Annotated in this window: 20 protein-coding genes and 1 other annotated feature; of the genes, 6 read left to right on the forward strand and 14 right to left on the reverse strand. The window is 46.4% G+C overall.

Annotated features, from left to right (window positions below; genetic code table 11):
• Window positions 1-60: 60 nt before the first annotated feature.
• Window positions 61-837: a peroxide stress protein YaaA gene (gene yaaA / locus VV1_RS02605; protein WP_011078623.1), complete on the reverse strand. Its 777-nt coding sequence runs from the start codon at window positions 835-837 to the stop codon at window positions 61-63.
• 104 nt (window positions 838-941) lie between these two features.
• Window positions 942-2372: an alanine/glycine:cation symporter family protein gene (locus tag VV1_RS02610; protein WP_011078624.1), complete on the reverse strand. Its 1431-nt coding sequence runs from the start codon at window positions 2370-2372 to the stop codon at window positions 942-944.
• Window positions 2373-3083: 711 nt separating this feature from the next.
• Here VV1_RS02610 and VV1_RS02615 point away from each other — a divergent pair.
• The gene (locus VV1_RS02615) at window positions 3084-3269 is read left to right on the forward strand and encodes a DUF3545 family protein (RefSeq protein WP_013572406.1); all 186 of its coding nucleotides are present in this window, start codon (window positions 3084-3086) and stop codon (window positions 3267-3269) included.
• Window positions 3270-3346: 77 nt separating this feature from the next.
• Here VV1_RS02615 and VV1_RS02620 read toward each other — a convergent pair whose 3' ends face one another.
• The 3 genes from VV1_RS02620 to nfo form a co-directional block, all read right to left on the reverse strand.
• Complete coding sequence (locus tag VV1_RS02620) at window positions 3347-3898, reverse strand: hemerythrin domain-containing protein (RefSeq protein ID WP_013572407.1); 552 nt, start codon at window positions 3896-3898, stop codon at window positions 3347-3349.
• A 111-nt stretch (window positions 3899-4009) separates the two neighbouring features.
• Complete coding sequence (gene ung / locus VV1_RS02625; protein WP_011078627.1) at window positions 4010-4690, reverse strand: uracil-DNA glycosylase; 681 nt, start codon at window positions 4688-4690, stop codon at window positions 4010-4012.
• A 301-nt stretch (window positions 4691-4991) separates the two neighbouring features.
• On the reverse strand, window positions 4992-5873 hold the full coding sequence (gene nfo / locus VV1_RS02630) for a deoxyribonuclease IV (RefSeq protein WP_011078628.1): 882 nt from the start codon (window positions 5871-5873) through the stop codon (window positions 4992-4994).
• 324 nt (window positions 5874-6197) lie between these two features.
• Here nfo and grcA point away from each other — a divergent pair, with 324 nt between their 5' ends.
• Window positions 6198-6575, forward strand: a complete 378-nt coding sequence (gene grcA / locus VV1_RS02635) for an autonomous glycyl radical cofactor GrcA (RefSeq protein WP_011078629.1) — start codon at window positions 6198-6200, stop codon at window positions 6573-6575.
• A 122-nt stretch (window positions 6576-6697) separates the two neighbouring features.
• Here grcA and thrC read toward each other — a convergent pair whose 3' ends face one another.
• Genes thrC through thrA form a run of 3 tightly spaced genes read right to left on the reverse strand, consistent with a single transcriptional unit; the run spans window position 6698 to window position 11409 of the window.
• Complete coding sequence (thrC, locus tag VV1_RS02640) at window positions 6698-7978, reverse strand: threonine synthase (protein WP_011078630.1); 1281 nt, start codon at window positions 7976-7978, stop codon at window positions 6698-6700.
• Entirely contained in the window at window positions 7975-8931 is a 957-nt protein-coding gene (thrB, locus tag VV1_RS02645) for a homoserine kinase (protein ID WP_011078631.1), read from the reverse strand. The genes thrC and thrB overlap by 4 nt, the downstream gene beginning before the upstream one ends.
• A gap of 18 nt (window positions 8932-8949) precedes the next feature.
• Window positions 8950-11409: a bifunctional aspartate kinase/homoserine dehydrogenase I gene (gene thrA, locus VV1_RS02650; protein WP_011078632.1), complete on the reverse strand. Its 2460-nt coding sequence runs from the start codon at window positions 11407-11409 to the stop codon at window positions 8950-8952.
• 30 nt (window positions 11410-11439) lie between these two features.
• Window positions 11440-11562 (reverse strand) — a sequence feature (Thr leader region).
• Between the two features lie 318 nt (window positions 11563-11880).
• Between thrA and VV1_RS02655 the strand changes: the two genes are divergently transcribed.
• Window positions 11881-12345, forward strand: a complete 465-nt coding sequence (locus tag VV1_RS02655) for a hypothetical protein (RefSeq protein WP_011078633.1) — start codon at window positions 11881-11883, stop codon at window positions 12343-12345.
• On the opposite strand, the gene VV1_RS02660 is transcribed toward VV1_RS02655, so the two are convergent.
• Window positions 12342-12824, reverse strand: a complete 483-nt coding sequence (locus tag VV1_RS02660) for a putative 4-hydroxy-4-methyl-2-oxoglutarate aldolase (RefSeq protein ID WP_011078634.1) — start codon at window positions 12822-12824, stop codon at window positions 12342-12344. The genes VV1_RS02655 and VV1_RS02660 overlap by 4 nt on opposite strands.
• Window positions 12825-12882: 58 nt before the next feature.
• Entirely contained in the window at window positions 12883-13290 is a 408-nt protein-coding gene (locus tag VV1_RS02665) for a DUF3293 domain-containing protein (protein ID WP_011149526.1), read from the reverse strand.
• Window positions 13291-13653: 363 nt separating this feature from the next.
• On the opposite strand from VV1_RS02665, the gene arcA reads away from it, so the two are divergent.
• On the forward strand, window positions 13654-14370 hold the full coding sequence (arcA, locus tag VV1_RS02670) for a two-component system response regulator ArcA (RefSeq protein ID WP_011078635.1): 717 nt from the start codon (window positions 13654-13656) through the stop codon (window positions 14368-14370).
• Between the two features lie 72 nt (window positions 14371-14442).
• On the opposite strand, the gene VV1_RS02675 is transcribed toward arcA, so the two are convergent.
• The 4 genes from VV1_RS02675 to mnmL all read right to left on the reverse strand — a co-directional run bounded on the left by VV1_RS02675 (window position 14443) and on the right by mnmL (window position 20243).
• Window positions 14443-14892 carry a hypothetical protein gene (locus VV1_RS02675; RefSeq protein WP_011078636.1) on the reverse strand — a complete coding sequence of 150 codons (450 nt, stop codon included), beginning with the start codon at window positions 14890-14892 and terminating at the stop codon, window positions 14443-14445.
• Between the two features lie 4 nt (window positions 14893-14896).
• Window positions 14897-17239 carry an aerobic respiration two-component sensor histidine kinase ArcB gene (gene arcB / locus VV1_RS02680; RefSeq protein ID WP_011078637.1) on the reverse strand — a complete coding sequence of 781 codons (2343 nt, stop codon included), beginning with the start codon at window positions 17237-17239 and terminating at the stop codon, window positions 14897-14899.
• Window positions 17240-17469: 230 nt separating this feature from the next.
• A complete protein-coding gene (locus VV1_RS02685) occupies window positions 17470-19245 on the reverse strand; it encodes a sensor domain-containing diguanylate cyclase (protein ID WP_011078638.1) in 1776 nt (591 codons plus the stop codon).
• Between the two features lie 41 nt (window positions 19246-19286).
• Complete coding sequence (mnmL, locus tag VV1_RS02690; protein ID WP_011078639.1) at window positions 19287-20243, reverse strand: tRNA modification radical SAM protein MnmL/YtqA; 957 nt, start codon at window positions 20241-20243, stop codon at window positions 19287-19289.
• Window positions 20244-20792: 549 nt separating this feature from the next.
• On the opposite strand from mnmL, the gene gltB reads away from it, so the two are divergent.
• Together gltB and VV1_RS02700 are read left to right on the forward strand one after the other, a co-directional pair.
• Window positions 20793-25331, forward strand: a complete 4539-nt coding sequence (gltB, locus tag VV1_RS02695; RefSeq protein ID WP_011078640.1) for a glutamate synthase large subunit — start codon at window positions 20793-20795, stop codon at window positions 25329-25331.
• On the forward strand, window positions 25331-26800 hold the full coding sequence (locus VV1_RS02700) for a glutamate synthase subunit beta (protein WP_011078641.1): 1470 nt from the start codon (window positions 25331-25333) through the stop codon (window positions 26798-26800). Before gltB ends, VV1_RS02700 begins: the two co-directional genes overlap by 1 nt.
• Window positions 26801-26971 lie beyond the last annotated feature (171 nt).

The following is a 26971-nucleotide window of genomic DNA, read 5'->3' on the forward strand; positions in this document are numbered from 1 at the left end:
GTAAAAGGGTTGGCACTGTGCCAACCCTTTCTGTTTTCAGACCTTAACTAAAACCAAATCTCAGTGTTGCTCTTCGCGCTTAAACACCAATTCTGTCGGGGTCGACTCTTCTTCGACGAAGTAGTAACCCGCACTGTCAAATTGAGTTAAATCCGCCACACTCGAAATACGATTTTCAATGATGTAGCGCGCCATCATGCCTCGCGCCTTTTTAGCAAAAAAGCTAATGACCTTGTATTGACCGTTCTTCGCATCTTTAAAAATCGGCGTGATCACTTGCGCGTCCAAGGCTTTCGGTTTCACCGCTTTAAAATACTCATTGGACGCCAGATTGATCAACACGTTATCACCTTGAGCCACAATCGCCTCATTAAGTTTCTCAGTGATCACATTGCCCCAAAACTGATAAAGATTACTGCCTTTGGGGTTGGCCAATTTTGTGCCCATCTCCAAGCGATAGGGTTGCATCAGATCCAGTGGCTTTAATAGCCCATACAGCCCAGATAGCATACGCAAATGTTTTTGCGCGTAATCAAAATCGTCATCGTTGAGCGTTTCCGCTTCAAGCCCTGTGTACACATCACCTTTAAAAGCCAGAATCGCTTGGCGCGCGTTATCTGGAGTGAATTCTTCGCTCCACTCTTGGAAGCGACCCACATTGAGATCGGCGATTTTATCACTCACTTTCATCAACGAAGCCACATCCGCAGGCGTCAACTGGCGGCAAACTTCAATCAACTGTTTTGAGTAATCCACGAGCTCTGGCTGAGTGAACTTGTGGGTCACGAGTGGTGATTCGTAGTCCAGCGTTTTAGCTGGTGAAACAACGATAAGCATGACGATTCTTTCCCTTATTTTCTTTTTGTCTAGGGTACAAAAAAAGCCGTGCATTGTCTGCACGGCTTTTCGAATCACAGTGATAGAAAATCTCGATTTCTACCTTAGTCTTTCTTGTTGTTGTCCCAAATGCCTTCTTCCAGTTGAGATTTCAGCTCAGGAAAATCATCGGCATTAAAGGTTGGCAACTTACCCGCTTGTAACTGACGGTTGTAGTCTTTTGCCAGTTTAATCACGATACCAGATAGCAGCAGGATCGCGACTAAGTTCACAATGGCCATCAGACCCATCGATACGTCAGCCAGAGCCCATACCACTGGAAGTGGCGCAATCGCACCAAAGCCCACAAGACCAAGCACGACCAAACGGAAAACATTTAAGCCAGCTTTGTGGTTGTGCTCCAAGAAGACCAAGTTGGTTTCTGCATAAGAGTAGTTAGCAATGATGGAGGTGAACGCGAAGAAGAAGATCGCGACCGCGACAAAAATGCTACCCCAGCTACCCACTTGCGAGCTTAACGCTAACTGAGTCAATTCAATGCCCGTGATCTCACCATGCGGCACGTACTCGCCCGACATCAAAATAATTGCAACGGTCGCTGAACAGATCACAATAGTATCCATGAAAACGCCCAGCATTTGCACGTACCCCTGAGAAGCTGGGTGTGGAGGATATGGCGTTGCTGACGCCGCAGCGTTTGGCGCGGAACCCATACCGGCTTCGTTCGAGAACAGGCCACGTTTGATACCATTAATCATCGCTTGTGCAATCGCGTAGCCCAAACCACCCGCAGCCGCTTCTTGCAAGCCAAAAGCGCTCTTGAAGATCAGCATGAGTACGTCAGGTAGTTTCTCCAAGTTAGAGAGCATCACAAACAGCGCTAAAGCAAGGTAAGCCAATGCCATCACTGGAACGATAAGCTCAGCAGTACGCGCGATACGTTTGATACCACCAAAGATAATCACACCAGACAGCACCACAATCACAACGCCTACGTAGGCATTTTCCCAACCAAAGGCATTTTGCATTGCGTTGGCGATCGAGTTGGCTTGCACCGCGTTAAACACCAGACCAAAAGCAATGATAAGGAAGATGGAGAACAGCACCCCCATCCAACGCATACCAAGGCCTTTTTCCATGTAGTAAGCAGGACCACCACGATAGTTGCCATCGTCATCTTTGGTTTTGTAGAGCTGAGCTAGCGTACTTTCAGCAAATGATGTCGCCATACCCAACATGGCGATGAGCCACATCCAGAAAATCGCACCAGGGCCACCGGCGGTCAGCGCAACAGCCACACCGGCCATGTTACCAGTGCCTACACGTGCAGCAAGGCTGGTACAAAGCGCTTGAAAGGAGGAGATACCAGCGTTGTCCGATTTACGGCTGTTTTTTAGAACAGAAAACATGTGGCCGAAATGGCGGAACTGAATGAAGCCGAGTCGAACCGTGAAATAAATTCCCACACCGACAAGCAAATAAACAAGAATGGAACCCCAAAGCAGGTCATTCATTAGATTGATCAAGTCTGTCATAGTTACCTCAAATTGAGTTTGCGCCAGTCTGTGCTTCCGAGCCATCCACCAGATTGCTTAACCAAGTGTCAAATTAGCTTGGTGAACTATTATTTTCTTTCTGCAATCTAGAATCGTAAATGTCGCTTCATGCATCCGTTTTACGTACTAGCGTTTTTTGACGGGCGGATAATGCAGCCTAGCCACGCAAAAATCAATATGAAACTGCATACTCAATTTTTGTATTTTTCACTATTTTTATACCATTTTTTAACATACAAACCAGAATCAAGAATCAAAAGCAGTTACATAAACCAAACAATTCCATTACAACAAAATATATCGAAATATTTTGTTTTTCATTTCGCGTCAATTCTCTGTTAAACCAAGAGTGACAAGGCTTTTACTCTTTCCCCACGCCCCCTCCCTCACTTACCTGTTGTGGATGAGAAATTCACAAGCGCCTTTTCGGATCCTTACCCTCCTCTCTTTGACTTCGTACTGTATAAACACACACATTGTTAACATTAAAATTCTTTTCATTTAATCGTTTTCGTGAGATCGATCGCTCACTTTTTGAGCTCTTATTGCAAGCAAAATGTGATGGTGTGTTCAGTTTTAATCGAAATCTTCATCATACCGACACAAATGCGAAATCTATCATGGTTATGCTCGGAGAAACTGTGGTACTTAGTGACTGCACAAGCGCTGGTGATTTATGTGAGGTGGCTTATGGATGGCTTTGAACTAGATGACTTACTGGATTTTGAAACAACAAGCACAACGAAAACGCGCTCTAAACCAGTAAAAAGGAAATGGCGTGAAATTGAGGCGATGCTTGACCGACGTAACTTACTCAAAGAGCTGCGTGATATGGACATGTGTCACGACTACTCACTGGAAGATATTAAGCTTTAACCACATTAACGAACAAAAAATAGCACTCTTACTCAACGAAAAAGGCACCTCTCACAGGTGCCTTTGTTTATTTTGGGCTAGATCATCTCTTTTTCACTTTGCTGTACACGCTCTGCCAGTTGTCGGTAATGATCGGCAATGGTTTCACCAAAGACGGGATCGTCTTCATTAACCAGCCATTGCGATTCCACTTGTTGCCAATCTTGTGTGGTAAAAGACTCGGCGATCAATGGCAGAATCAAGCGCTCTTCAATGTCCAAATGTTGGCGTTGTGATGAGATAAACGCCTCTAACTGCTCAATGAACATCGCTTGTGGCACCACTGCATCGTTCAAAATCATATGCACCACGTCAGCAAAGGCTGCGGTTTTCTTCGCTAGTTCTTTGTGTTCAAGCTCTAAGTTTTCAATGGTTCTCTGCGCGCCGTAATGCTCTAAGTAATGGCGATAAAGGATGTCTTCTTTCGGATGGTGCACCTTCTCCGCATGATCAGATAAATAGCTGACAATCTCGGCGACCAAACTGTAGTTAATAGGTTGCTCATTTTTGAGCAACTCCACTTTATGACGCAGTATAGCGAGCATGCGCACAATGTAACCGTGTTCGCGTCTTATCCGTTCAATCATCATAGCGTTTCTCCTTAACACCTCATTTGTTGTAAGTGTATAAGATAGAACGCCATTCGGCTTAGATGTCGCTCAAAAAACCATCGCTTTCTACGAAATTACATTCAAATGTGCTTAGAGCGACAAAGGTAGTTGCCAGTCTATTGCTTGCTTTCCTTGATCAAGTAAATGTTGATTCGCTTGTGAAAAATGCTTACAGCCCAAAAAGCCGCGGTGAGCAGAAAGAGGGGATGGGTGTGGCGCGGTGAGAACCACATGCTTATGGCGATCAATAAAGCGGCCTTTTTTCTGTGCGTGCGATCCCCACAATAGGAATACCACACCTTGTTGGTGCTGATTGATCGCCTCAATCACTTTGTCAGTGAATGTTTCCCATCCTAATGAAGCGTGAGAATGCGCTTTGCCCTGCTCCACCGTAAGCACCGTATTGAGCAGCAATACGCCTTGTTTAGCCCAAGCTTCAAGGTAACCATGCGCCGGGATCTGAAAGCCCTGGATATCCTGCGCCAACTCTTTGTACATATTCACCAAAGAAGGAGGTGTCTTGATACCCGGTAATACTGAAAAACACAAACCATGAGCTTGGTTGGGGCCATGGTAAGGATCCTGTCCTAAGATCACCACTTTGACATCTTGAAACTCGGTATAACGAAAGGCATTGAAGACATCCTTTGCTGGAGGGTAAATCACTTTGCCAGCTTGTCGCTCTGCTTCAACAAAGTTGAGTGTCTGTTGAAAATAGCTTTGCTCTTTTTCCGCACCAATTACATCGTGCCAAGTGAGTTGCTGTGTCATGGGGAGAATCCTATTGAAAACCATCAGGCGGTTATTCTATGTCAGGTCACTCCCCTAACCAAATTCATCACAGGCTATTGGTTTTTTTCGTGACTTTGTGGGCTTTTTTGTGGCGTTCTTACATGCCCCTGCCCGGTAATATGACGGTTCGGTATTGGCCATCTTGCGACAGCACGAACAACGTAAGTGGAATGGAACATCATGGTTGTAAACATAGTGGCATCCTCCTGTGACAAACTCGATAAACACTATTGTTCTTGTTTGCTATGAAAGAAAGATGCCAATCTGATGACAAAAAGCGCTAAGCGATTGAAGAGAGATGATATTTTCTCAACTGCTCAATTTCTTGCGGCCAAAGTTCAGGTTCAATAGTCTCTAAAATCAATGGGATAGAATCAAAACGGCTGTCTTTCGCAATGTATTCAAAACAGTCCCAGCCAATTTCACCTTTCCCTAGGGCATGGTGCCTATCCACCTTACTGGCTAATTTTACTTTTGAATCATTAATATGCATTGCACGTAAATAGTGCATTCCGACCACACGTTCAAACTCAGCGAAGGTCGTCTCACACGCCTCAGGAGTTCGCAGATCATAGCCTGCGGCAAAGGTGTGGCAAGTATCCAAACAAACCCCAACTCGACTCTTATCTTCAACCTGCTCAATGATTTCTGCAAGGTGCTCAAATCGCCAACCTAAGTTGGAACCTTGTCCGGCCGTGTTTTCTATCACCGCCACCACATCAGGTACCGCTTGATGCGCTAAGTTGATCGATTCTGCGATTAAAGACAAACACGCTTTTTCTGAGATCTTCTCCAAATGGCTGCCTGGGTGGAAATTGAGTAAGTTCAACCCTAGCAGCTGGCATCGCTCCATTTCATCAATAAACGCGAGACGAGACTTTTCCAGCTTCTCCGCTTCTGGCGCACCTAAATTAATAAGATAAGAATCATGGGGAAGAATTTGCTGTGGAGAAAAACCCAACAATGCGCAATTGGCTTTGAACGCCGAGATGGTTTTCTCTTCTAATGGCTTGGCAACCCATTGGCGTTGATTCTTCGTGAACAAAGCAAACGCGTTTGCTCCAATCTCACGCGCCCGCAGAGGTGCATTGTCAACCCCGCCCGCCGCTGAAACATGCGCGCCAATAAATTTGTTACCAAAACGGTTTTTGCTGTTTGTCATTTAATCACTTAACACTTTCAAGATAAGGGGCTAATTACAACCATTTAGCTTAGTTCAGTCAAATTTCCAATTAATTTTGTAGTAAATTTACAACAAAATTAACACTTAACTATTTTTGATGTTATCAAATAAATCGTAATTGATAGTTTTTAAAGAGTTTATTGATTTAACTCAATAAAATAACCTTCACAAAATTAATGTTTTTAGTTGTTTTTTGACCTAAATCAATACTATCATAATGGATATTAGCTATATAATACTCAGCTCGACAAAATTCGAAAATTAACACCAATAATCACCACGTAAGTGGACTAGGAGATAGTGATGATCCAAGGTATCCAAATTACTAAAGCAGCAAACGACGACCTACTAAACTCAATCTGGCTTCTAGATAGCGAGAAAAATGAAGCTCGCTGTGTAGCGGCAGTTTCTGGCTACGAAGCCGATCAAATCGTTGCAATTAACGAGCTAGGTGAGTTTGAAAGCCGTGAAGTGGCTATCGAAGCAGCACCACGCATTGAAGGTGGTCAACACCTAAACGTGAACGTTCTAAAACGTGAAACGCTAGAAGATGCAGTTGCGCACCCAGAGAAATACCCACAGCTAACCATCCGTGTATCGGGTTATGCTGTGCGTTTCAACTCACTAACACCTGAACAACAACGTGACGTCATTGCTCGTACGTTTACTGAATCTCTATAAGATAGAGAGCTAAACAATAAAAAAACGGCGCTCATCGAGCGCCGTTTTTCTATTCTTGCGTTTGTTTTCTAAAGAAAACAATAGGGTGGAGGCCAAGCTCCACCTGTGAGATTGATGCCTGCTTATTGCACGCGACGCAATACTTCTTTCAGAGCCGTAAAATCCGCATCCAACTCTTCTGAGAGCAGTTCCATCACCGCATGTTTTGCCAGTGGTGCTGGCAAATCGATGTCACTGCCAAGAATGTCATCGACCACTTCCTTAAACTTCGCCGGATGTGCGGTACAGAGGAACAAGCCAGTTTCACCTTCTTGTAGCTGCTGATCCAGCACACGATAGGCAATCGCACCATGTGGTTCACACAGGTAACCAAGTGAATAGAGATCTTTCACCGATTGCGCACTTTGCTCATCAGACACAGCACCTTTGCCCAAAGTTTCCAAACCCCACTCTTTCACACGGCACAACTCTTCAATTCGTGGCCAGTTATTAGGCTGACTCACGTCCATGGCATTTGAGGTCGTCGCGACAGTCGGTTTTGGATCCCATTTACCGGTTTCTAGGTAACGAGGCACGGTATCATTGGCATTCGTTGCCGCGATAAAGCGCTTAATCGGTAAACCCAGAGCTTTAGCAAGCAAACCTGCAGTAAGGTTACCAAAGTTACCGCTTGGTACCGACACCACCAGATTCTCGCGCTCTTGCTTACTCATCTGTGCCGCTGCTTCAAAGTAGTAGCAGATTTGCGCCATCAAACGGCTAATGTTGATTGAGTTTGCAGAGTTTAGACCAATCTCTTCACGCAGCTCTGCATCATCAAACGCTTGCTTCACCAGCGCCTGACACGCATCAAAGTCACCATTGATCGCTACCGTGTGAATGTTTTTGCCTAATGTGCAGAACAGCTTTTCTTGCAATGGGCTGATTTTGCCTTTCGGATAAAGAATGACCACATTGATGTCTTCCATACCGTAAAAAGCGTGTGCAACCGCGGCTCCTGTATCACCCGATGTCGCTGTTAGAATAGTGATTTTTCCACCATCAGAAACCGCAGCCAACGACTGAGCCATAAAGCGGCCACCGAAGTCTTTGAAGGCAAGTGTCGGTCCATGGAACAGTTCAAGCGCGTAGACACCCTCTTTCACTTGTTTAATCGGTGCTGGGAATTGGAATGCCGCATCCACCATTGAGTTAACTTTGTCTTCTGCTAGCTCATCACCAATCAACGCGGAAAGAATCGCAGTGCTGCGCGAGATAAAATCTTGCGCAAGCAACGCATCGATATCATCAAATTTCGGTAATTCTGCTGGGAAAAATAGCCCCTGATTACGGCCTAACCCTTGACGCACGGCTTGGCCAAAGGAAACTTGTTCGTCATTTTCTTTTATGTTGTAAAGCTTCATAGCTCACTTCCTGTCACAATTGAGCCCTTTTTGTCTAAACGACAAATGTGGACGAATCCTTCTTCATTTTGTACGTAATTTTGTTCTAACCAGCGTGCTACACGCTGTGCAACATCTTGGTCTTTGCAAATACTAAACAGTGTCGGCCCACTGCCAGAAATGCCCGTTGCCAATGCCCCCGCAGAAGCGGCATATTTACGCGCATCGGCAAAACCGGGAAGCAGTTTCTCACGATAAGGCTCTGCGATCACGTCTTTGATCATCTTCGCGGCAAGCTCAGGCTGCCCTGAGTGACAAGCGTGAATAAAGCCGGCCAAATGGCGGCCATGTGCGATCACATCTTGACGTCGGTATTGAGAAGGTAAAATCGCACGCGCTTCTGCAGTCGACACCTTAATGCCAGGGTAGGCCATCACCCAATACCAATCATCGAAGCACGGAACTTCTTGGCTAATAATGCCGAGCTCTTCGAGCATCAATTGCAAGCCACCTAAATAGCAGGGTGCAACGTTGTCATAGTGCACTCCACCGGAGATTTGGCCTTCCATTTCACCCATCAGTGCGAGCAATTCCATTTCATCCAGTGGGTTGGCATGGAACTGATTGAGGGCATCTAACGCGGCAACAATAGAACAAGCACTAGAGCCAAGCCCAGATCCAATCGGCATGTTCTTTTCTAATGTCATCTCAAGCGGTTTGAGCTCAAGACCTTTTTTATCGAGTTCGCGAGCAAACACTCGCCAGCAATCATAAACAATGTTTTCTTTCGGATCGCTTGGCAGCTTTGCGACAAAACTACCCGCCGTCTTTAACGAAAACGGCTCGTTCCCCGCTTTCACCATGACTCGATCGCCAAGCAAAGTACCATCGATGGGCGACACTGCCGCCCCTAATACATCAAAACCAACACTGACATTACCAATAGAAGCGGGAGCGTACACTACCACAGCCATATCGCTTGAACTCATCGATTAAACCCCTAATTTCCAGCCTAAAGTACGCATCACATCTGAGAACACGCCTGCCGCAGTCACTTGAGTACCGGCACCGTAACCTCTCAATACTAACGGGATCGGCTGATAGTAACGGCTGTAGAATGCTAACGCATTTTCACCATCTTTAATTTTGAACATCGGATCATTTTCATCTACCGCAGCGATCGAGACTTTGCACTTACCATCGATGATTTCACCGACATAACGCAGTACCTTGCCTTCTTCGGCCGCTTGCGCAGAAAGTTGCTTGAAGTACGCATCAGCTTCCGGTAGTCGAGCCATAAATTCATCGACACTGCCTGAATCATCAAAACTTGGTGGCAAGGCTTGATCCACTTCGACATCTTCCAGCTCTAATGCCATGCCCGCTTCACGCGCCAAGATCAACAGTTTACGCGCCACATCCATTCCGGACAGATCATCACGAGGATCCGGCTCTGTAAAGCCATTTTGTTTGGCGATATTGGTCGCCTCACTCAACGTCATGCCTTCATCCAACTTACCGAAGATAAAGGAAAGTGAACCAGAGAGAATGCCGCTGAATCGCTCCAACTCATCTCCGGCAGAAATCAGATTTTGCAAGTTCTCGATCACAGGCAAGCCTGCACCAACCGTGGTTTCATACATCAACTTACGACGAGAGCTGCGTGCCACATCGCGTAGCTGATGGTAATACGCCATACTCGCGGTATTTGCTTTCTTATTTGGCGTCACAACATGGAAACCAGCGGCTAAAAACTCTGCGTATTGGTTAGCAATCACGTCGCTAGAAGTACAATCGACGAGCACAGGGTTGATGATATGGTTACGCTGCACAGTGGCAATCAAACTGGCAAGGCTAAACGCTTCAGATGCATTGGCCATGCGGTCACGCCAATGTTCCAGTGGTAAGCCATTACTGTCTAACAACAGCCCTTTGCTATTGGCCAAACCACACACTCGGATGACAATGCCTTTGTCTGCCAGTTTGGCTTGCTGACGCTGGATCTGATCCACCAACTCACCACCAACACCACCGACACCAACAACAAACACATCAAGGTAATGTTTCGAGTTGAAGAGATTTTCATGACACGCTTTGATCGCTTGAGAGATCTTATCCTCTGGGATCACCGCTGAAATAGCGCGTTCTGACGAACCTTGAGCAATAGCGATGACATTGACACTCACTTCCGCAAGAGAAGCAAAGAATTGTGATGCGACACCTTTGGAAGTGCGCATACCATCACCCACCAGCGTGATGATAGAGACATTAGTCAGGAACTCGACGGGCTCCAATAGACCATCTTTCAGTTCCAACTCAAAAGCATCTGAGAGTGCCTGCTCGGCTAAAGGTCTGTCGGCAGCTTCAATACAGAAGCTGATACTGTACTCAGAAGAAGACTGAGTAATCAGAACGATTGACACGCCAGAGGCCGACATCGCACCAAATACTCGGCTCGCCATACCAACCATGCCTTTCATTCCCGGTCCGGACACGTTGACCATCGTCAGGTTATTGAGCGTAGTGATGCCTTTGATCGCTAGATTATCTTCGCCTGTATCTTGGCCAATCAGCGTACCAGCACCTTGAGGATTGAAGCTGTTCTTAATCAAACATGGAATATGAAATTGAGCAATTGGCGCAATGGTTTTGGGATGCAAAACGGATGCGCCAAAGTATGAAAGCTCCATGGCCTCTTGATAGCTTAAGGACTTCAATAAGCGAGCATCTTCGACTAAACGCGGGTCACAGTTGTACACCCCATCCACATCCGTCCAGATCTCACAACAATCCGCGCGCAGACATGCCGCTAACACGGCTGCTGAGTAATCGGAACCATTACGACCTAGAGTAACCAACTCACCATGCTTATTGCCCGCGGTAAAGCCTGGCATGATATGAACGTGCCCCTGAGGAAGAGGATTTGAACGGAAGTTTTGCGTAGATACATCGACATCCACCATCCCTTCGAGGTGATCACCATGGGCAAGCAAGTAGTCAACCGGGTCAATAAGATTAACGAGATGACCTTTTGCTTCCAACACCGCCTTCATCAACTGGATGGAAACACGCTCACCTTTACTGATGATGCGAGCATTGACGTTGTCAGGACACATCCCCAACAAGCCGATACCATGAACAAATTGACGCAGTTGCGAAAGTGAATCCGCGACTTGCTTTAAATACGCGTCACCGTTAAGGCTAGGAAGCTGCTGTTTAATATCACTCAGTAGTTGTTTGAACGCACTGTCTAGCTCGTCGACTTGTCGTTCTGCTTCGCCATTTTTCAGTGCAGACTCAATGACCGCGACCAATTTATTGGTTGTTTTCCCTGGCGCCGACAACACTACAGAAACTTCTTCCTGCTTGGCATTGTTAGCAACAATGTCCGCCGCTCTTAAAAAGCGGTCTGCATCGGCTAACGATGAGCCACCAAACTTTAATACTCGCATCCCTTCCTCCCGGATTATTTTTAATCTGTATAAAAAAAGGCCTGTATCTTGTTGGATACAGGCCTTTTTTTGAAATTTGTTCTTTCGCTCAGCAGCCTGCCCCAACATGTGTGATGTCGGTAATAATAATGGTGGTGGTCATTACTAGTTGGCTGTTAAGAATCATAAAACGTTATCTATTGCTTTTGTGTGTTTGCTTGTATCTACGTTTACCGTAGTTTCGAGCGGTTCGTCAACAAAAAGTTACGTTTTTTTTATCACGGGGGTTATGCATATGCGCACATTTTAGGATCGTGTTCTCATTTTCAGGATCTTAAATCTCAGCATTTTGATCTTCTCAGCAAAATGGCTGTAGAAAACTCGCTAACCTAGATCTTCGACGGAAAAATTTTTCCCAACATGGGAGGAATTTTGTGCTTAACTTGAGAATACAATAAAAAAATCCTCATAATAATCACAAGGAGTAGTGGTATGAAAAACTGGCTCATCTTGCTGCTTTTCTTTGTGTTTTCTCATGCATATGCCAACAATTTGCCTGCTTTAAACCCGACGAAAACGTCGCCCCACAAACTGTTTCTCACCAGTGAAAGTCAAACAGAAGAAAGTTTTGATGTCTGGAATATCGATGGAGGCTACGCCTATCAATTGTTTGATTCAGTGGACCTTTACGTGGGCGCTCGTGTCAATAACTCGCAAACAGCCAATCAGAGTGGCTTTTTAAGTGGCGTGAGTTACCAAATTAGCGATCGGGTGGTAGTGAAAAGTACCATTCGTTCCTTCAAAGTTCAGGAAGAAAGTGGCACTGAACATAATGGTAATTTTGCTGCAGAAGTGACAAGCCGAGTCAAAATTAGCGAACAACTGGATTTGCATGCCACTCTCGACCTGCAAGAGTGGCAACAAGGTATTGAGTTTGGTTTAGGTTTCCGCTTTTAGAATTGAAGCAACTCTTTGGAAATAAGAATTCCATTCCAATCGGCGTAGATGTAATCCTTTGGCTGCACCATTTGGTTGTGCATGGTTAAGGTAACATTGACTTCACCGGCCCCTCGTTTTTCCGTTTTGAATGGTGACGTACCCAATGCTTTAATCCCCAGTTCCATCTGTGACATCTGGGCGACGTCGCGCACGGCACCAAACACAATCACCCCTTCCCAATCATTTTCAATGGCTAATATCGCTAATTGATCGCCAAGTAATGCTTTTTGGCAGGAACCATGCCCATCCACAACCAACACTTTACCTTTACCATTTTCACTCAAAACATCTCGCACTTTCGAGTTATCGTGATAACAGCGAACGGTCACAATCTCTCCGAAGAATGCCGCTTTCTGACCAAAATTCTGTAATGGCAAATTGAGTAAAGTGACTTTGTCTTCATGTTGATCACAGATATCCGGGGTAATGTCCTTCATATATCCTCCTTGAGAAAATTTTTGCCACATCAAACATGCGGCTCGAATTCAAAATTTCTTATCTGATGCGCTGGTCAAACGGCCCCAGTGATTCTTTCCTTTCATCACTCAAGCAAGACACTAAAAAAAGCTCTCCTTGTTCAACAAAATAAATCGCGTTTTGTTTGAACTCTCTTGCTAAGTTTAGTGCGTAATTCAAATTTATCTCGACAGCAAAACTTTCTTCGCTCCAGCAGCACGCCTTATCGGCGACTAAAACAGAACAAAAGCGTCGCGTATTAATCTTTGTTTTTAACTTCTGATTACTTATGCAATTCTCTTTTTTTGACTGCAAAATACTCGCAGGGTTCCATGCTGTAATAATGGCGAAACGATCGCTTTGCCATTCATCATTAAAATGGAAAAAAGAGGCTGAATAGGCATGCCATAATGACGCATCTACAGTTGTTTCACCATTATTTATCATAAGTCTCCATCGATTAATAATTGTTACATTTCATCAATTGATATAAATCAACAAAGTGAATGGAATTAACATTTGTTCATTGTTAGCATGCTGTTAACATTATAGAATCCGCACAAAAGCCTTGGGATGCTTACCTTTCCACACCAGACGAAAGGCGTCGAAAGGTAAACAGACCCAGTAGAATAATCCAGTAACAGTTGGACACTGTATACATTTGGCGAGAACCCACGGAAGGCAGATAACTTAAAGAAGTGTTTTTTTGATCACTTTGTTTTATTATCAAAAAATCATTACCTGTATGTTATGTTTTTGCCTAGAATTTATTCTATTCGTACAATTTTGTCACAAATTTAGGTACCGCCAATGCAAACCCCGCAGATTCTTATCGTCGAAGATGAGCAAGTAACTCGTAACACTCTTAAGAGTATTTTTGAAGCAGAGGGATATGCTGTATTTGAAGCCAGCAACGGTGATGAGATGCATCACATGCTGTCTGAAAATAGTATTAATCTGGTGATTATGGACATCAACCTGCCTGGTAAAAACGGCCTTCTTCTTGCCCGTGAACTCCGCGAGCAAGCCGATGTTGCTTTGATGTTCTTAACCGGTCGCGACAATGAAGTCGACAAGATTCTTGGCTTAGAAATCGGCGCAGATGATTACATCACGAAGCCATTTAATCCTCGCGAACTGACGATCCGTGCTCGTAACCTGCTAAGCCGCTCTATGAGCAGCAGTGTTATGCCGGAAGAAAAACGTTCGGTTGAGAAATACGAATTTAACGGTTGGGTGTTGGATATCAACAGCCGCTCACTCATCAGCCCATCGGGTGATGGCTACAAACTGCCACGTTCAGAGTTCCGTGCATTGCTGCACTTCTGTGAAAACCCGGGCAAGATCCAAACTCGTGCCGATCTTCTGAAGAAGATGACGGGACGTGAACTTAAGCCGCACGATCGTACCGTTGACGTGACCATTCGTCGTATCCGTAAGCACTTTGAATCGGTATCTGGCACACCAGAAATCATCGCAACCATTCACGGTGAAGGCTACCGTTTCTGTGGTGATTTAGAAGCGTAAGCGCACCGCATAAACAAAAAAAGGTTGGTGTTTACCAACCTTTTTTATTTTGTCATGCCCTATCCGTTTGGCTTAAAACACTTTATCGATCGTAATGTTGCGCTCAACTAACCATTCACGTTTACCGTGATTATCGAGCTCCACCAGCAAATCAACATTCTTTTCTGGATCAAAATTCGCTTGCCACACAAAGGCAATTTCCCATTTATTCTCACTGTGCGTGCGCAATTCAAGCAAATCGCCATCAATTTTCCACTCTTGATCGCCTTGCTTAATCGTTAACTCACTCACTGTTAAGCTAGCTGGCAGATCGCGATCCGACGAGAGATACAAAGCACCATGCAGGTTATCTTGTTGCGATTCACCTAGCGTCGGCATCTGGTTGATCCAAAGGTTACTGGCCAGTTCAATGCGAGTATCAGCAATGGTGATACGATTATCTTGCTGCCAACTCACGTTTGGCTCGGAGGTGCATCCTACCAACAGCAATAGTGGCAGCAGTGCAATTAATGGTTTTTTCATTTCTTCACCTCTGTTCTAACCAACTCTTCAATATCTGAATATCATTTTGATACTCATTCTTGATTTCTTCTACCCAGTCCGCGATATTTTCCCACCATGCGGGCATGTCTGGAGATTGCGCTTTTTGCGCAACGCTTTGAATTCGTTTCAACCCGATCGAACCCGCCGCTCCCTTGATTTTATGCGCTTCGGAAACAATCCCAGGTTGATCTTTTGCAATCATATTGGAATCGAGTATTTCAAGGTATTCAGGCATCATCTCTTCAAACATACGAATGCTATCGAGGACGGGCTGCGGTCCAACAATCTCTACGTAGGATTCAAGCATCACCAGATCCAAAATATGATTCTCTACATGGCTGGTTGTGATCTCAACAACTTCTGCCTCTTCCATCTCGATCGTGGTGCTTTCTTGTTTGATGATCAGTTTTTCAATCACATCTTGAATTGCCTGTACCGCAAGTGGCTTGCTAATGGCTTCATCCATGCCATTGTCTAGATACTCTCGTTTATCTTTCAATACGTTGGCAGTGAGAGCAACCAGCGGTGGCAATTGGCTATAGTGTTTGCGATAGTACGCAGCGACATCAAACCCCGTCATATCCGGCAGTTGGATATCCAGTAACACCAAATCGTAGCGGCTCGGGTCAAAGGAGCGTATCGCCTCGTCCCCTGTCATCGCAACCGTCACTTTGTGGCCGAGACTTTCAAGTAGAGAGCGAGCAACGGTGACGTTGAGTGCAATGTCTTCCACCATAAAGATACTGAGATGGAGCTGGGTTTTCGGTTTGTCCACAGTCGATGGTGCAGATTCAATCACAGGAACGTGAATCGAAATAGTGAACGTACTACCAAAGCCTTCCTCACTGCTGACGGTAATATCGCCGTCCATCATGTTGATCAGCTGGCGTGAAACCGCCAAACCAATCCCGGTTCCAACGGCATGCAAGTTATCTTTACCCGATTTGACTTGGTAGTACATGGCAAAAATCTTATCCAGTTCCGCTTCTGGAATCCCGATCCCTGTATCTTCTACTTCAATAATGATGGTGGCAAAATCCTCTTCCACTTCGGAACTCACCGTCATGACCACTCCGCCCTCTTTGGTAAACTTCATCGCATTGCTGATGAGATTCCAAATGACTTGGCGCAAGCGCGTGGCATCCACCTCGATGGCTTTAGGCAGTTCACTCAGACGCTCTAAATCAAATCGCAATCCTTTTTGTTCTGCCATAAGTGCCGAAATGCTTTCGATTTCTGCGACAAAATCTTCAAAGTTAAGCGGAGCGGGTAACAGCTCTAATTTGCGGCGATCAAACTTGTCCATATCAATGATGTCATTGAATATATTACCTAAGGTGATCGCGCTGACATTGATGGTTTGCATGTACTTGCGCTGCTCATCGGTTAAGCGCGTATCCAATAACATACGACTTAAACCAACAATGCCGTTAAGTGGGGTTCTAAGCTCGTGACTAATGGTTGAAATGAACGTGGTTTTATCGCGGCTCGCTTTTTCCAATGATTCTTCATGGCGCTTACGTTCTGTAATGTCACGGCCAAAGCCAACCAATCCTAGGTGACGCCCATCTTTGCTGTAAAACGGCACTTTACGCAGCTCAAAGTAGTGTTTTCTACCATCTGGGTATTCAAGCCACTGCTCGTAAGTCAAAGCGCGATTATTGGCAAAAACTTGCTGATCCGTATCGACAATTTGTTGAGCAACTTCCTTGCTGTAAACATCCCAAGGGCTTAAGCCGACCAATTGATGCTCTTTCTTGCCAGTCAACTCTTCCATCGCTCGGTTACAACCAGAGAACACCCCCTCGGCATTGCGGTAGTAAATCAAATCCGGAGAGGCATCAATAAAAGAGCGCAATAACGCCGTACGCTCCGCAAGTTCCACTTGGGTCCGTTCCCGTTGAAACACCTCGTTTTCGAGATCTTTCATTGCCTCTTCTCTGGCTTCTTCGGCGCGAATACGTTCTTCGATCTCTTGGTTCAATTGCTCGATGTTCTGTTGCAACTGAACATTAAGCTCTTGATCTCGTGAACGCATATCTTTCAATTTAGAAACCAATTTTGAGAGACGCTGGCGTGACTCTTCCAATTGATCCACCACCACTGACAAGAAATAAACCGCCCAAGGAGTAATGAGCAAACCGAAAAAGACTGAGCGGACAATATCGATATCATCCACATTACCTTTCAGCACCAAGGTGATGCCCACTTGGACCACCACAGCTAATGCAACCAACGCCAAGGCTAGCAACATCGAAAAACGCACAATCCCCAGCTTAACCAGTAGATCAACGTAATACTGGGCAAGGTTTTTCATCGGTTTCATTTAATGCTCCAAAAGATGAGAGGACAACCTGAACGAGTGAAGTCGTTGGCAACATTAGCATTTAATGCCGTGCAAACATCGAACAGACCATGTAATGAAAATGGCGATCGCGGCACGTTTCAACATCAAATTCACGCACTTAGTTTAGCTTGTTTACCCTTGAGGGTTAAGCTATTGAAATCACAACAAGCGCAATCAATAGAAAATCAGTTGGCGTGAGGGGGATTACCCTATGCCAAAGTGGACGGCGATTCGCCAGAAGAGAGAGAAATAGGATGAACACAAGTGCGATTCCGGCCATCTGATTTGGCTTGATAAAGCGCGCTATCAGCAAGCGCCACTCCCATATCAGGGACATCTTCGGGGGAGGGAATGTAAGAAACCAAACCAATACTGATGGTCACTCGCCCTGCAATCTTGGAACCTTGATGGGCTATGTTGCTTTCAGCGATGTAAGCGTGGATCTTCTCCGCCACTTTCAAAGCCCCTTCTGCCGTAGTGTTGGGCAACAATAGAGCAAACTCCTCGCCACCATAGCGCGCAACACAGTCAGACGAGCGGCTGACAACTTGACTAAAAACGGTCGCAACTTGGATTAGCGCCTCATCTCCTGCTTGATGGCCATAGCGATCATTGAACTCTTTGAAGAAATCAATATCGCAGAGCATGATGGTCAGCGGCAATTTTTCTCGGGCATGGTGGAACCACAGAGTATTCAGTTGCTCATCAAAACGGCGACGGTTGGACACTTGAGTTAAGCTGTCCATAAAGCTCAATTTTTCTAGCTCTAGGTTTGCGGCTTCCAATTTCTGCTCGGCGAGATAACGCTCAGAGATATCGCGTGCCATGATCAAGACACCGTTGGTCCCTGAAGCGGGATCGCGAAACGGTGACTTCACTACGTCATACCAAGCGTATTCTCCATTACTGTCGAGCACTTTATCGATATAACGCAGCGACTTACCTTCGTGCAACACCTGGCTGTCCGTCACAGAGAGGCGTTGGTACATCTCGCCGGGAACCACATCTTGCAAACGCTTACCGATGAGATCATTCACGTCCGCGATACCCAGAGCTCGCACGAATGGCTCGTTACACGCTTGATACACCAGATTCTCATTGAAGATGCCGATCGAGTCAGGGCTGGCTTCCAAAATGTTTTGTAAGATGGTATCTCGCTGTGCCAACGCCACCTCGGTATCTTTGCGGCGCTCCATCTCATCTCGTAGATTTTGCTGCATGGCATGCCACTCTGTTACATCGTGGCTGATGCTAAGAGTGCCAATCGGCTCACCCGCTTTGGTCATTAATAAACTTTGATTAACTTCCAACAAACAACTGCGCCCTTGCGGATCAGTCGTCCAGCGGCGTTCGCTTTGACGACCTTTCATCAGGCGACTTTCCGGCATAATCGCTTCATCTCTCCGCCCTTCCCAGAACAGTTCAAAAGCGCGGTTGGTGGCCAGAATTTTGCCGTCATTGTCTTTCAGGCAGATCAGTTCGCTTAGCGAATCTAACGCTGATTGCGCCACTAAGAAGGCATCGAGATCGTCCATATGACGAGAGCGATTCGAAGGATTTAATTGGATATTCAGTAGCCAGCAGTGCTGACCACGGTAGTAAACTTTGCGGCCACTTAACGCCACGTCAAGATGCTCATGTTCCGACGCTTGCCAGGCGAATGCAAGCTGACTGAACTGACGCCCAGAGAGTGAGGTTAACGAATTGGACAACTGTTCAATGGCGAACGTCGCCGGAAAAAGATACGTTCGATTAAGCTGACGAACCCCAAGCTGCTGCATTGCCGCACTGTTTGCCAATAGAACATGCTGCCCAGTGAGATCGACTAATAAGACTGGGGACATCAAATCGAGAATCAGCGTATCAAGCTCTCGTTGATAGCGAAGATGCAGTAGCCGAGCCACAACATAGCCGAACACCGCCATTAAAATAATCGCGCCGTAATGCTCTGCGAGGTGTGCTATCCATGCAAACTGCTTGTCCATTCTCACTCTTAGATGAATTGTGTGTGCGGCGACTATACCAACTATTGAGGGTGAATTCCGCATTTTAATTGCGGTTTAGTATAGACAAAAGAATGGCCAAGCGCACTGCCCTGTCCGCCATGCTGAGCAAGGTATTGACCGATTGCAGTCATGGCTAACCAGCGATTTTCACACCATAAAGGCGATAGCAATGTCGGACGACGAGCGGCTGAAGAGACTCGGTGGAAAATCACCTCTGGCGGTGTTCGGCGAATCATTTCGCAGGCAATCTCGACATATTGCTCCAATTCTGGTGCATCCAACTTACCCGCACGCCAAGCTTTGGCCATGGTACTGCCTTCAACAATATGCAAACCGTGTAACTTGATGCCATCCGCACCGACCTCAATCACTTTTTCTAAGGTGGCGAAGTTATCGTCTCGAGACTCTTTTGGTAACCCAACGATCAAATGCGTACATACTTTGATGCCCAAGGCACGGGCTCGCTGAGTGATCTCTGCATAGCATTCAAAATCGTGTCCACGATTGATCCGCTTCAAGGTGCTATTGCTGGCCGTTTGCAGCCCCAACTCCAGCCAAATTTCATAACCTTGCTGCACGTAATCCGAGAGCAAGTCTAATACCGCATCTGGCACACAATCTGGGCGAGTCCCGACACAAAGACCGACAATATCCGCGGCTTTCAACGCCTCTTCATACATGTTTTTCAGCACCTGCACTTCAGCATAGGTGCTGGTGTAAGCTTGAAAATAGGCTAAGTACTTCTTCGCGCGATGCACCTCTCCCGCTCGTTCGGTCAATTGCTCTCGAATACTTTTGACTTGAGCTTGCTCATCAGCGAACGACGCCACATTGCAGAAAGTACAACCACCACGGCCGATCGTGCCATCACGATTTGGACAGCTAAACCCTCCATGAAGCGTCAATTTATGCACTTTTTCTCCATATCGACGCTGAAGATCCTGACCAATCGTATTCACTAGCTCATGTAATTGCATTGAAAACCACCAATTGTAAACCGCAATCAATCTCACTACGGTTTATGTAAATTAATTACACACCTGCAAGAAAAAACACAAAATTTTAGTGAATTCAAACGAAGCTTTTCATGGCAAAAATCAATAAACATGCATAAATAAAAGCAAAACAAGCCAATGTTGCATATTTGTTAAACAATAAGTGCATTTTTAAACAAGAATTTTGCCTAACTCTGGTTACTTTTCGTTGCATTCCTTAGTCACAAAATTGTAGGATACTTACACATAACCGTCATTTTTGTGAGCTTTATTACAAAATCAAATGCGGAATATGTCTGCGATAAGCCACTCCAACCTATATAAATCACTAAAAAGTGACCAATAAAACAGGCTTATCACCAAGGATTGTTTTTCCCACAAAATTTTTCCTGTGGGATACGGAAAGGACTCAAAATCAACCCCCTCTGGTTGATTGCGATTCAAAACTATAAAGGACAAGGTGCTCAACCCGAGAATGCGATCTCATCGTATTGGTGTTGCTGCGCCTTCTAGAACTGGAAGGAAGTATCTATGGTAGATAGAGAGCAAAGTTCGCAAGGGCTTTATACTCCCGAGCTAGAGCATGATGCCTGTGGTATCGGTTTTGTCGCTCATCTCAAAAACCGCAAATCCCATCAAGTTGTGACTCAAGCTCTAGATATGCTAGCTCGCATGGAACACCGTGGTGGTCAAGGCTGCGATCCATGCAGTGGCGACGGTGCGGGTATTTTGCTGCAAAAGCCTCACGAATTTTTGTTAGAAGAAGCGGTCAAGCTTGGTATCAAGCTACCTTCTTTTGAGAAATACGGTGTCGGTGTCGTTTTGTTCCCGAAAGATGAATACAAACGCGAACAATGCCGTGACATCCTAGAACGCAATGCGAAACGCCTTGATTTGGATATCATTGGCTATCGTGTTCTGCCAACCGACAATTCGATGATTGGCGCCGATCCGCTAAGCACAGAGCCTCAATTTGAGCATGTGTTTATTTCCGGCGGCCCAGGTACCTCACCAGAAGAACTTGAGCGCAAGCTGTATGTGCTGCGTAACTACACCGTACGCGTTTGCCTTGAGAGCGTTTCGAATATCGGGGATGACTTCTACATCAACTCGATGTCTTACAAAACCTTGGTCTATAAAGGTCAGCTAACCACTGAGCAAGTGCCTCAGTATTTCCAAGACCTACAAAACCCGACCATGGTCACCGCACTGGCTCTTGTGCACTCTCGTTTCTCTACCAATACTTTCCCGAAATGGCGCTTGGCTCAACCTTTCCGTTACATTGCGCACAACGGTGAAATCAACACGGTTCGCGGCAACCTTAACTGGATGAAAGCACGCGAAGCGATCTTAGAATCTAAGCTCTTCACGCAAGCAGAGATCGACATGCTATTGCCGATCTGTCAGGAAGGTGCTTCTGACTCTGCCAACTTTGACATGGTGTTGGAACTGCTGGTGCTTTCAGGCCGCAGTCTGCCGCACGCGCTGATGATGATGATTCCTGAAGCGTGGCAAGAAAACAAAGCCATGGATCCAAAACGCCGTGCCTTCTATCAATACCATGCCAACATCATGGAACCGTGGGATGGCCCTGCATCTGTCTGCTTTACCGATGGTGTACAAGTTGGTGCAACACTAGACCGTAACGGTCTGCGCCCGTCACGCTATACCGTGACAAAAGACAACATGCTGATCATGGCATCCGAATCTGGCGTCGTGGAAATCCCACCAGAAAACGTTGAATACCGTGGCCGTTTGCAGCCAGGACGCATCTTCGTCGCCGATCTCGAACAAGGCCGCATCATTTCCGATGAAGAAGTGAAAGATTCGATTGCCAACGCTCAGCCGTATGAGCAGTGGGTAACGGACAATCTGCTCAGCCTAAAATCGCTGCCAGATGCCGATAACGTACACAGCCAACCTTCTCCAGAGCGTCTATTGCATCGCCAGCAAGCGTTTGGCATCAGCGCAGAAGAAGTGAATGAGATCATTCTGCCGTTGGCACAAACCGGCTATGAACCCCTTGGTTCGATGGGGGCTGACTGGCCAGTTGCGATCCTATCGCATCAATCTCAGCATTTAGCTAACTACTTTAAGCAGTTGTTTGCTCAGGTGACTAACCCGCCGATCGACCCGATCCGTGAACGTATGGTAATGTCACTCAATACCTACATCGGTAAAGATCAGAACCTACTGGCAGAATCGCCGGTTCATTGCCGCAAAGTAGAACTTGAGTCTCCAGTGATCTCAAACGCTGAGCTCGAAAAACTGCGTGCTATCGACAACGAACACTTACAAGCAAAAACGTTAGATATCGTATTCCAAGCCAACGAAGACGCTGGCAAACTGGAACGCGCACTCAAACGTATTTGTCAGTACGCGGAAGATGCCGTGATCGACGGTTACTCCATCATTCTATTGACTGACCGTGCCGTAAACTCTAACCACGCAGCGATTCCAGCGATGTTAGCAGTGGGTGCGGTTCATCATCACCTGATTCGTAAAGGGCTACGCGCCAAATGTGGCATCGTAGTGGAAACGGGTGATGCGCGCGAAACACACCATTTCGCCACGCTCGTGGGCTATGGCGCCAATGCGGTGAACCCTTATCTGGTCACTGAAACGATCGTTGATCTACAACGTCGTAAAAAGCTGGATGCCAACGTGTCGGTTGAAGAGTACTTCAACAACTACCGTAAAGGGGTCAACGGCGGCCTATTAAAGATCTTCTCGAAAATGGGTATTTCGACGCTGCAGTCCTACCACGGTGCGCAAATTTTTGAAGCCCTTGGTATCAGCAAAGCGGTGGTCGAAAAATACTTCACCGGTACCGTTACACGTATTCAAGGTTTGACCTTAGATGACATCGCTAAAGAAGTCTTAGTGCGTCATCGCGTAGGCTACCCAACTCGTGAAATCCCAATTCAAATGCTCGATGTGGGTGGTGTTTATCAGTGGAAACAACGTGGTGAAAAACACCTGTTTAACCCTGAAACCATTCACCTGCTGCAACACTCTACTCGTAACAAAGACTACGCAGAGTTCAAGAAATACGCGGCAGAAGTGGATCGCCAAGGTGACAAAGCCGTTACCCTACGTAGCCAACTTGATTTCGTGAAAAATCCTGCGGGTTCAATCCCAATCGATGAAGTGGAACCCGTAGAGAGCATCGTCAAACGTTTCGCCACTGGCGCAATGTCATTTGGCTCTATCTCTTACGAGGCACACTCGACTCTAGCGGTCGCGATGAACCGTCTCGGCGCGAAATCAAACTCCGGTGAAGGTGGTGAAGATCCAATTCGCTTCTCACCGAATGAAAATGGCGATTCAGAACGCTCTGCGATTAAACAGGTTGCTTCAGGCCGTTTTGGTGTGACCTCTTACTACCTCACCAACTCTGACGAAATTCAGATCAAAATGGCACAAGGGGCAAAACCGGGCGAAGGTGGTCAGCTACCGGGCGACAAAGTCGACGATTGGATTGGTGCAACACGTCACTCCACTCCTGGGGTTGGTTTGATTTCGCCACCGCCACACCATGACATCTACTCGATCGAAGATTTGGCTCAGTTGATCTACGACTTGAAAAACGCCAACCGTAAAGGCCGTGTCAACGTTAAGCTGGTTTCGGAAGCTGGCGTGGGGACAATTGCTTCTGGCGTGGCAAAAGCAAAAGCCGACGTGGTTCTGATTGCCGGTCACGATGGTGGTACCGGTGCTTCACCGATTTCGTCGATTCGTCACACCGGTCTACCTTGGGAGCTTGGTCTTGCAGAAACACACCAAACGCTGCTGAAGAACGGCTTACGTAACCGTATCGTAGTTCAAGCCGATGGCCAGATGAAAACCCCTCGAGACATCGCAATCGCAACGCTATTGGGTGCAGAGGAATGGGGTGTCGCGACTGCTGCCCTCGTGGTTGAAGGATGTGTCATGATGCGTAAGTGTCATAAAAACACTTGCCCTGTTGGTATTGCAACTCAGAACAAAACGCTACGTGAGCGCTTTGATGGCCGCGTAGAAGACGTGGTGACCTTCTTCCTCTACATGGCACAAGGCGTGCGTGAAATCATGGCGGAACTTGGCTTCCGTACTGTGGATGAGATGGTGGGTCAGGCGCAAAAACTCAAAGTACGCGACAACGTTTCTCATTGGAAATACAAGAATTTGGATCTTTCTCCAGTTCTCTTCCTAGAGCAGCCTCGCGAGCAAGATGGCATTTACTGTCAAACCAAACAAAACCACCAGCTAGAAGCGGTACTTGATCGTCAATTGATTCAAGTGGCGACACCAGCACTGGAAGACGGTTTGGCGGTAACCGCGGAATTCCCAATCATCAACACCGATCGCTCTGTGGGTACCATGCTGTCGAACGAAATTTCGAAAGTGTACAAAGACCAAGGTTTACCACAACCAATGAACGTCAAGTTCAAAGGTTCTGCTGGCCAATCCTTTGGTGCTTTCCTCGCGAAAGGCGTGACGTTTGAAGTAGAAGGCGATGCGAACGACTACTGGGGCAAAGGTCTCTCTGGCGGTACGCTGGTGCTCTACCCAGACAGCAACTCTACACTGGTGCCAGAAGACAACATCGTCGTGGGTAACGTTTGTTTCTACGGTGCAACATCCGGTGAATCTTACATTCGTGGCCTGGCTGGCGAGCGCTTCTGTGTTCGTAACTCCGGTGCCAAAGTGGTCGTTGAAGGCGTTGGTGACCACGGCTGTGAATACATGACCGGTGGTGTCGCAATTATCCTCGGTTCAACAGGTCGCAACTTTGCCGCCGGTATGAGTGGCGGCGTGGCCTACGTTTGGGACAAATCAGGTGACTTCCAGTCGAAACTGAACCCTGAACTGGTTGACCTCGATCCAATCGAACAAGAAGACAAAGATCTACTGCTGGATATGTTGAACAAACATGTTCAGTTCACAGGAAGTGAAGTGGCTCAAGCTTTCCTTGCCAATTTTGAAACCAGCTTGAAATCCTTGGTAAAAGTCATGCCACGTGATTACAAAGCGGTACTACAAAAACGCAAGGCAGAAGCAAAGCAACGTGAAGCGGAGGCAGTGTAATGGGTAAGCCGACTGGATTTTTAGAGTTTGGACGCGAGCTTCCAAAGAAGCTTGCACCAGCAGAGCGAATCAAAAACAACAAAGAGTTCGTACTCAACGCGGAGTTTGGTAAGAAAATTAATACCCAAGCGTCTCGTTGTATGGACTGTGGTGTGCCGTTTTGTCACAACGGCTGCCCAATTGGTAACATCATTCCGGAATTTAACGATGCGGTTTATCGCGACAGTTGGGAAGAAGCGTGGAACATTCTAAGTTCAACCAACAACTTCCCAGAGTTCACCGGACGAGTTTGCCCTGCGCCATGTGAAAGTGCTTGTGTCTTGGGCATCAACCAAGACCCAATCACCATCTGTAACATTGAGAAAACCATTGTAGAAACGGCGTATCGTGAAGGGTACGCCAAACCTAAAACACCGCGTTCGCGTACAGGTAAGAAAGTCGCGATCATCGGTTCAGGCCCAGCAGGTTTAGCCGCTGCAGAGCAGCTCAATAGTGCGGGCCATTCGGTGACGGTTTTCGAGCGCGATGAGAAAGTCGGTGGTCTACTGCGTTTCGGTATCCCAGATTTCAAACTGGGCATGGACATCATTGACCGCAAGATCAATCTCATGGCAGAAGCTGGGGTTGAGTTTAAGGTGAATCAACATGTTGGTGTGGATGTGAACGCACAGCAAATTCGCCAAGAATACGATGTTGTACTGCTTACTGGCGGCTCGACCGTACCACGCGATCTTCCTGTCCCTGGCCGCGAACTGAAAGGCGTTTACTTTGCGATGCAGTTCCTCGCACAAAACAACCGCCGAGCAAATGAAATGGACCTTAAAGGTGAAGAAATTCACGCAGCAGGAAAACATGTTGTCGTGATCGGTGGTGGTGATACTGGTTCAGACTGTGTGGGTACTTCTAACCGTCATGGTGCTGCAAGTGTAACTCAAGTAGAAATCATGCCTGTGCCACCAGAAAAGCGCCCTGCCAATATGCCTTGGCCGCAATACCCAATGATTCTTCGCACCTCAACTTCGCATGAAGAAGGGGTTGATCGCCATTGGAATATTCTGACCAAAGAGTTCATCGGCAACGACAAAGGTGAAGTCACAGGTCTACGTCTTGCAGACATTGTTTGGCAAGATGCACAACCAGGCGAACGCCCAAGCTTCAAAGAAGTCGAAGGTAGCGAGCGCGTGATTCCATGTGATATGGCTTTCTTGGCGATGGGTTTCCTTCACCCAGAACCGCATGGTGTACTTGCGCAGTTGAATGTCGCGCTGGATGAACGCGGTAACGTGGCAACTCAAGATTTCCAGACCAATCAACAAGGCGTATTTGCCGCAGGTGATATGCGTACTGGTCAATCTTTGGTGGTGCGCTGTATCAACGAAGGTCGTGAATGTGCACGTGCTATCGACCAATACCTAATGGGCAATACCAATCTGGAAGCAAAAGCCGATTCACTCATGCTTTCTGCTTAATTGCCTACTCTTTACTCGGAGCGGTCAAGAAACCTATCCGAGTAAAGAAAGATAATCCAATCCTTCCAAACTTTTTCTTTTGACCAGCATTTTATGCTGGTCTTTTTTCTTCTCCAGACTTCATTTATGTTGCAAAATTGTAACAATAAAAAATCTATCTTTTTGAATTTA

This window comes from Vibrio vulnificus CMCP6 (assembly GCF_000039765.1).
GTDB classification, from domain to species: domain Bacteria; phylum Pseudomonadota; class Gammaproteobacteria; order Enterobacterales; family Vibrionaceae; genus Vibrio; species Vibrio vulnificus_B.

What these genes read in the sequence shown, in the direction of transcription:
- VV1_RS02620 (WP_013572407.1), bottom strand. Translation starts at nt 3,898, where the DNA reads ATGATGATTGAACGGATAAGACGCGAACACGGTTACATTGTGCGCATG.
- arcA (WP_011078635.1), top strand. Translation starts at nt 13,654, where the DNA reads ATGCAAACCCCGCAGATTCTTATCGTCGAAGATGAGCAAGTAACTCGT.
- VV1_RS02655 (WP_011078633.1), top strand. Translation starts at nt 11,881, where the DNA reads ATGAAAAACTGGCTCATCTTGCTGCTTTTCTTTGTGTTTTCTCATGCA.
- VV1_RS02665 (WP_011149526.1), bottom strand. Translation starts at nt 13,290, where the DNA reads ATGATAAATAATGGTGAAACAACTGTAGATGCGTCATTATGGCATGCC.
- gltB (WP_011078640.1), top strand. Translation starts at nt 20,793, where the DNA reads ATGGTAGATAGAGAGCAAAGTTCGCAAGGGCTTTATACTCCCGAGCTA.
- nfo (WP_011078628.1), bottom strand. Translation starts at nt 5,873, where the DNA reads ATGACAAACAGCAAAAACCGTTTTGGTAACAAATTTATTGGCGCGCAT.
- VV1_RS02700 (WP_011078641.1), top strand. Translation starts at nt 25,331, where the DNA reads ATGGGTAAGCCGACTGGATTTTTAGAGTTTGGACGCGAGCTTCCAAAG.
- thrB (WP_011078631.1), bottom strand. Translation starts at nt 8,931, where the DNA reads ATGGCTGTGGTAGTGTACGCTCCCGCTTCTATTGGTAATGTCAGTGTT.
- ung (WP_011078627.1), bottom strand. Translation starts at nt 4,690, where the DNA reads ATGACACAGCAACTCACTTGGCACGATGTAATTGGTGCGGAAAAAGAG.
- mnmL (WP_011078639.1), bottom strand. Translation starts at nt 20,243, where the DNA reads ATGCAATTACATGAGCTAGTGAATACGATTGGTCAGGATCTTCAGCGT.
- VV1_RS02615 (WP_013572406.1), top strand. Translation starts at nt 3,084, where the DNA reads ATGGATGGCTTTGAACTAGATGACTTACTGGATTTTGAAACAACAAGC.
- thrC (WP_011078630.1), bottom strand. Translation starts at nt 7,978, where the DNA reads ATGAAGCTTTACAACATAAAAGAAAATGACGAACAAGTTTCCTTTGGC.
- VV1_RS02660 (WP_011078634.1), bottom strand. Translation starts at nt 12,824, where the DNA reads ATGAAGGACATTACCCCGGATATCTGTGATCAACATGAAGACAAAGTC.
- VV1_RS02610 (WP_011078624.1), bottom strand. Translation starts at nt 2,372, where the DNA reads ATGACAGACTTGATCAATCTAATGAATGACCTGCTTTGGGGTTCCATT.
- yaaA (WP_011078623.1), bottom strand. Translation starts at nt 837, where the DNA reads ATGCTTATCGTTGTTTCACCAGCTAAAACGCTGGACTACGAATCACCA.
- grcA (WP_011078629.1), top strand. Translation starts at nt 6,198, where the DNA reads ATGATCCAAGGTATCCAAATTACTAAAGCAGCAAACGACGACCTACTA.
- arcB (WP_011078637.1), bottom strand. Translation starts at nt 17,239, where the DNA reads ATGAAACCGATGAAAAACCTTGCCCAGTATTACGTTGATCTACTGGTT.
- thrA (WP_011078632.1), bottom strand. Translation starts at nt 11,409, where the DNA reads ATGCGAGTATTAAAGTTTGGTGGCTCATCGTTAGCCGATGCAGACCGC.
- VV1_RS02685 (WP_011078638.1), bottom strand. Translation starts at nt 19,245, where the DNA reads ATGGACAAGCAGTTTGCATGGATAGCACACCTCGCAGAGCATTACGGC.
- VV1_RS02675 (WP_011078636.1), bottom strand. Translation starts at nt 14,892, where the DNA reads ATGAAAAAACCATTAATTGCACTGCTGCCACTATTGCTGTTGGTAGGA.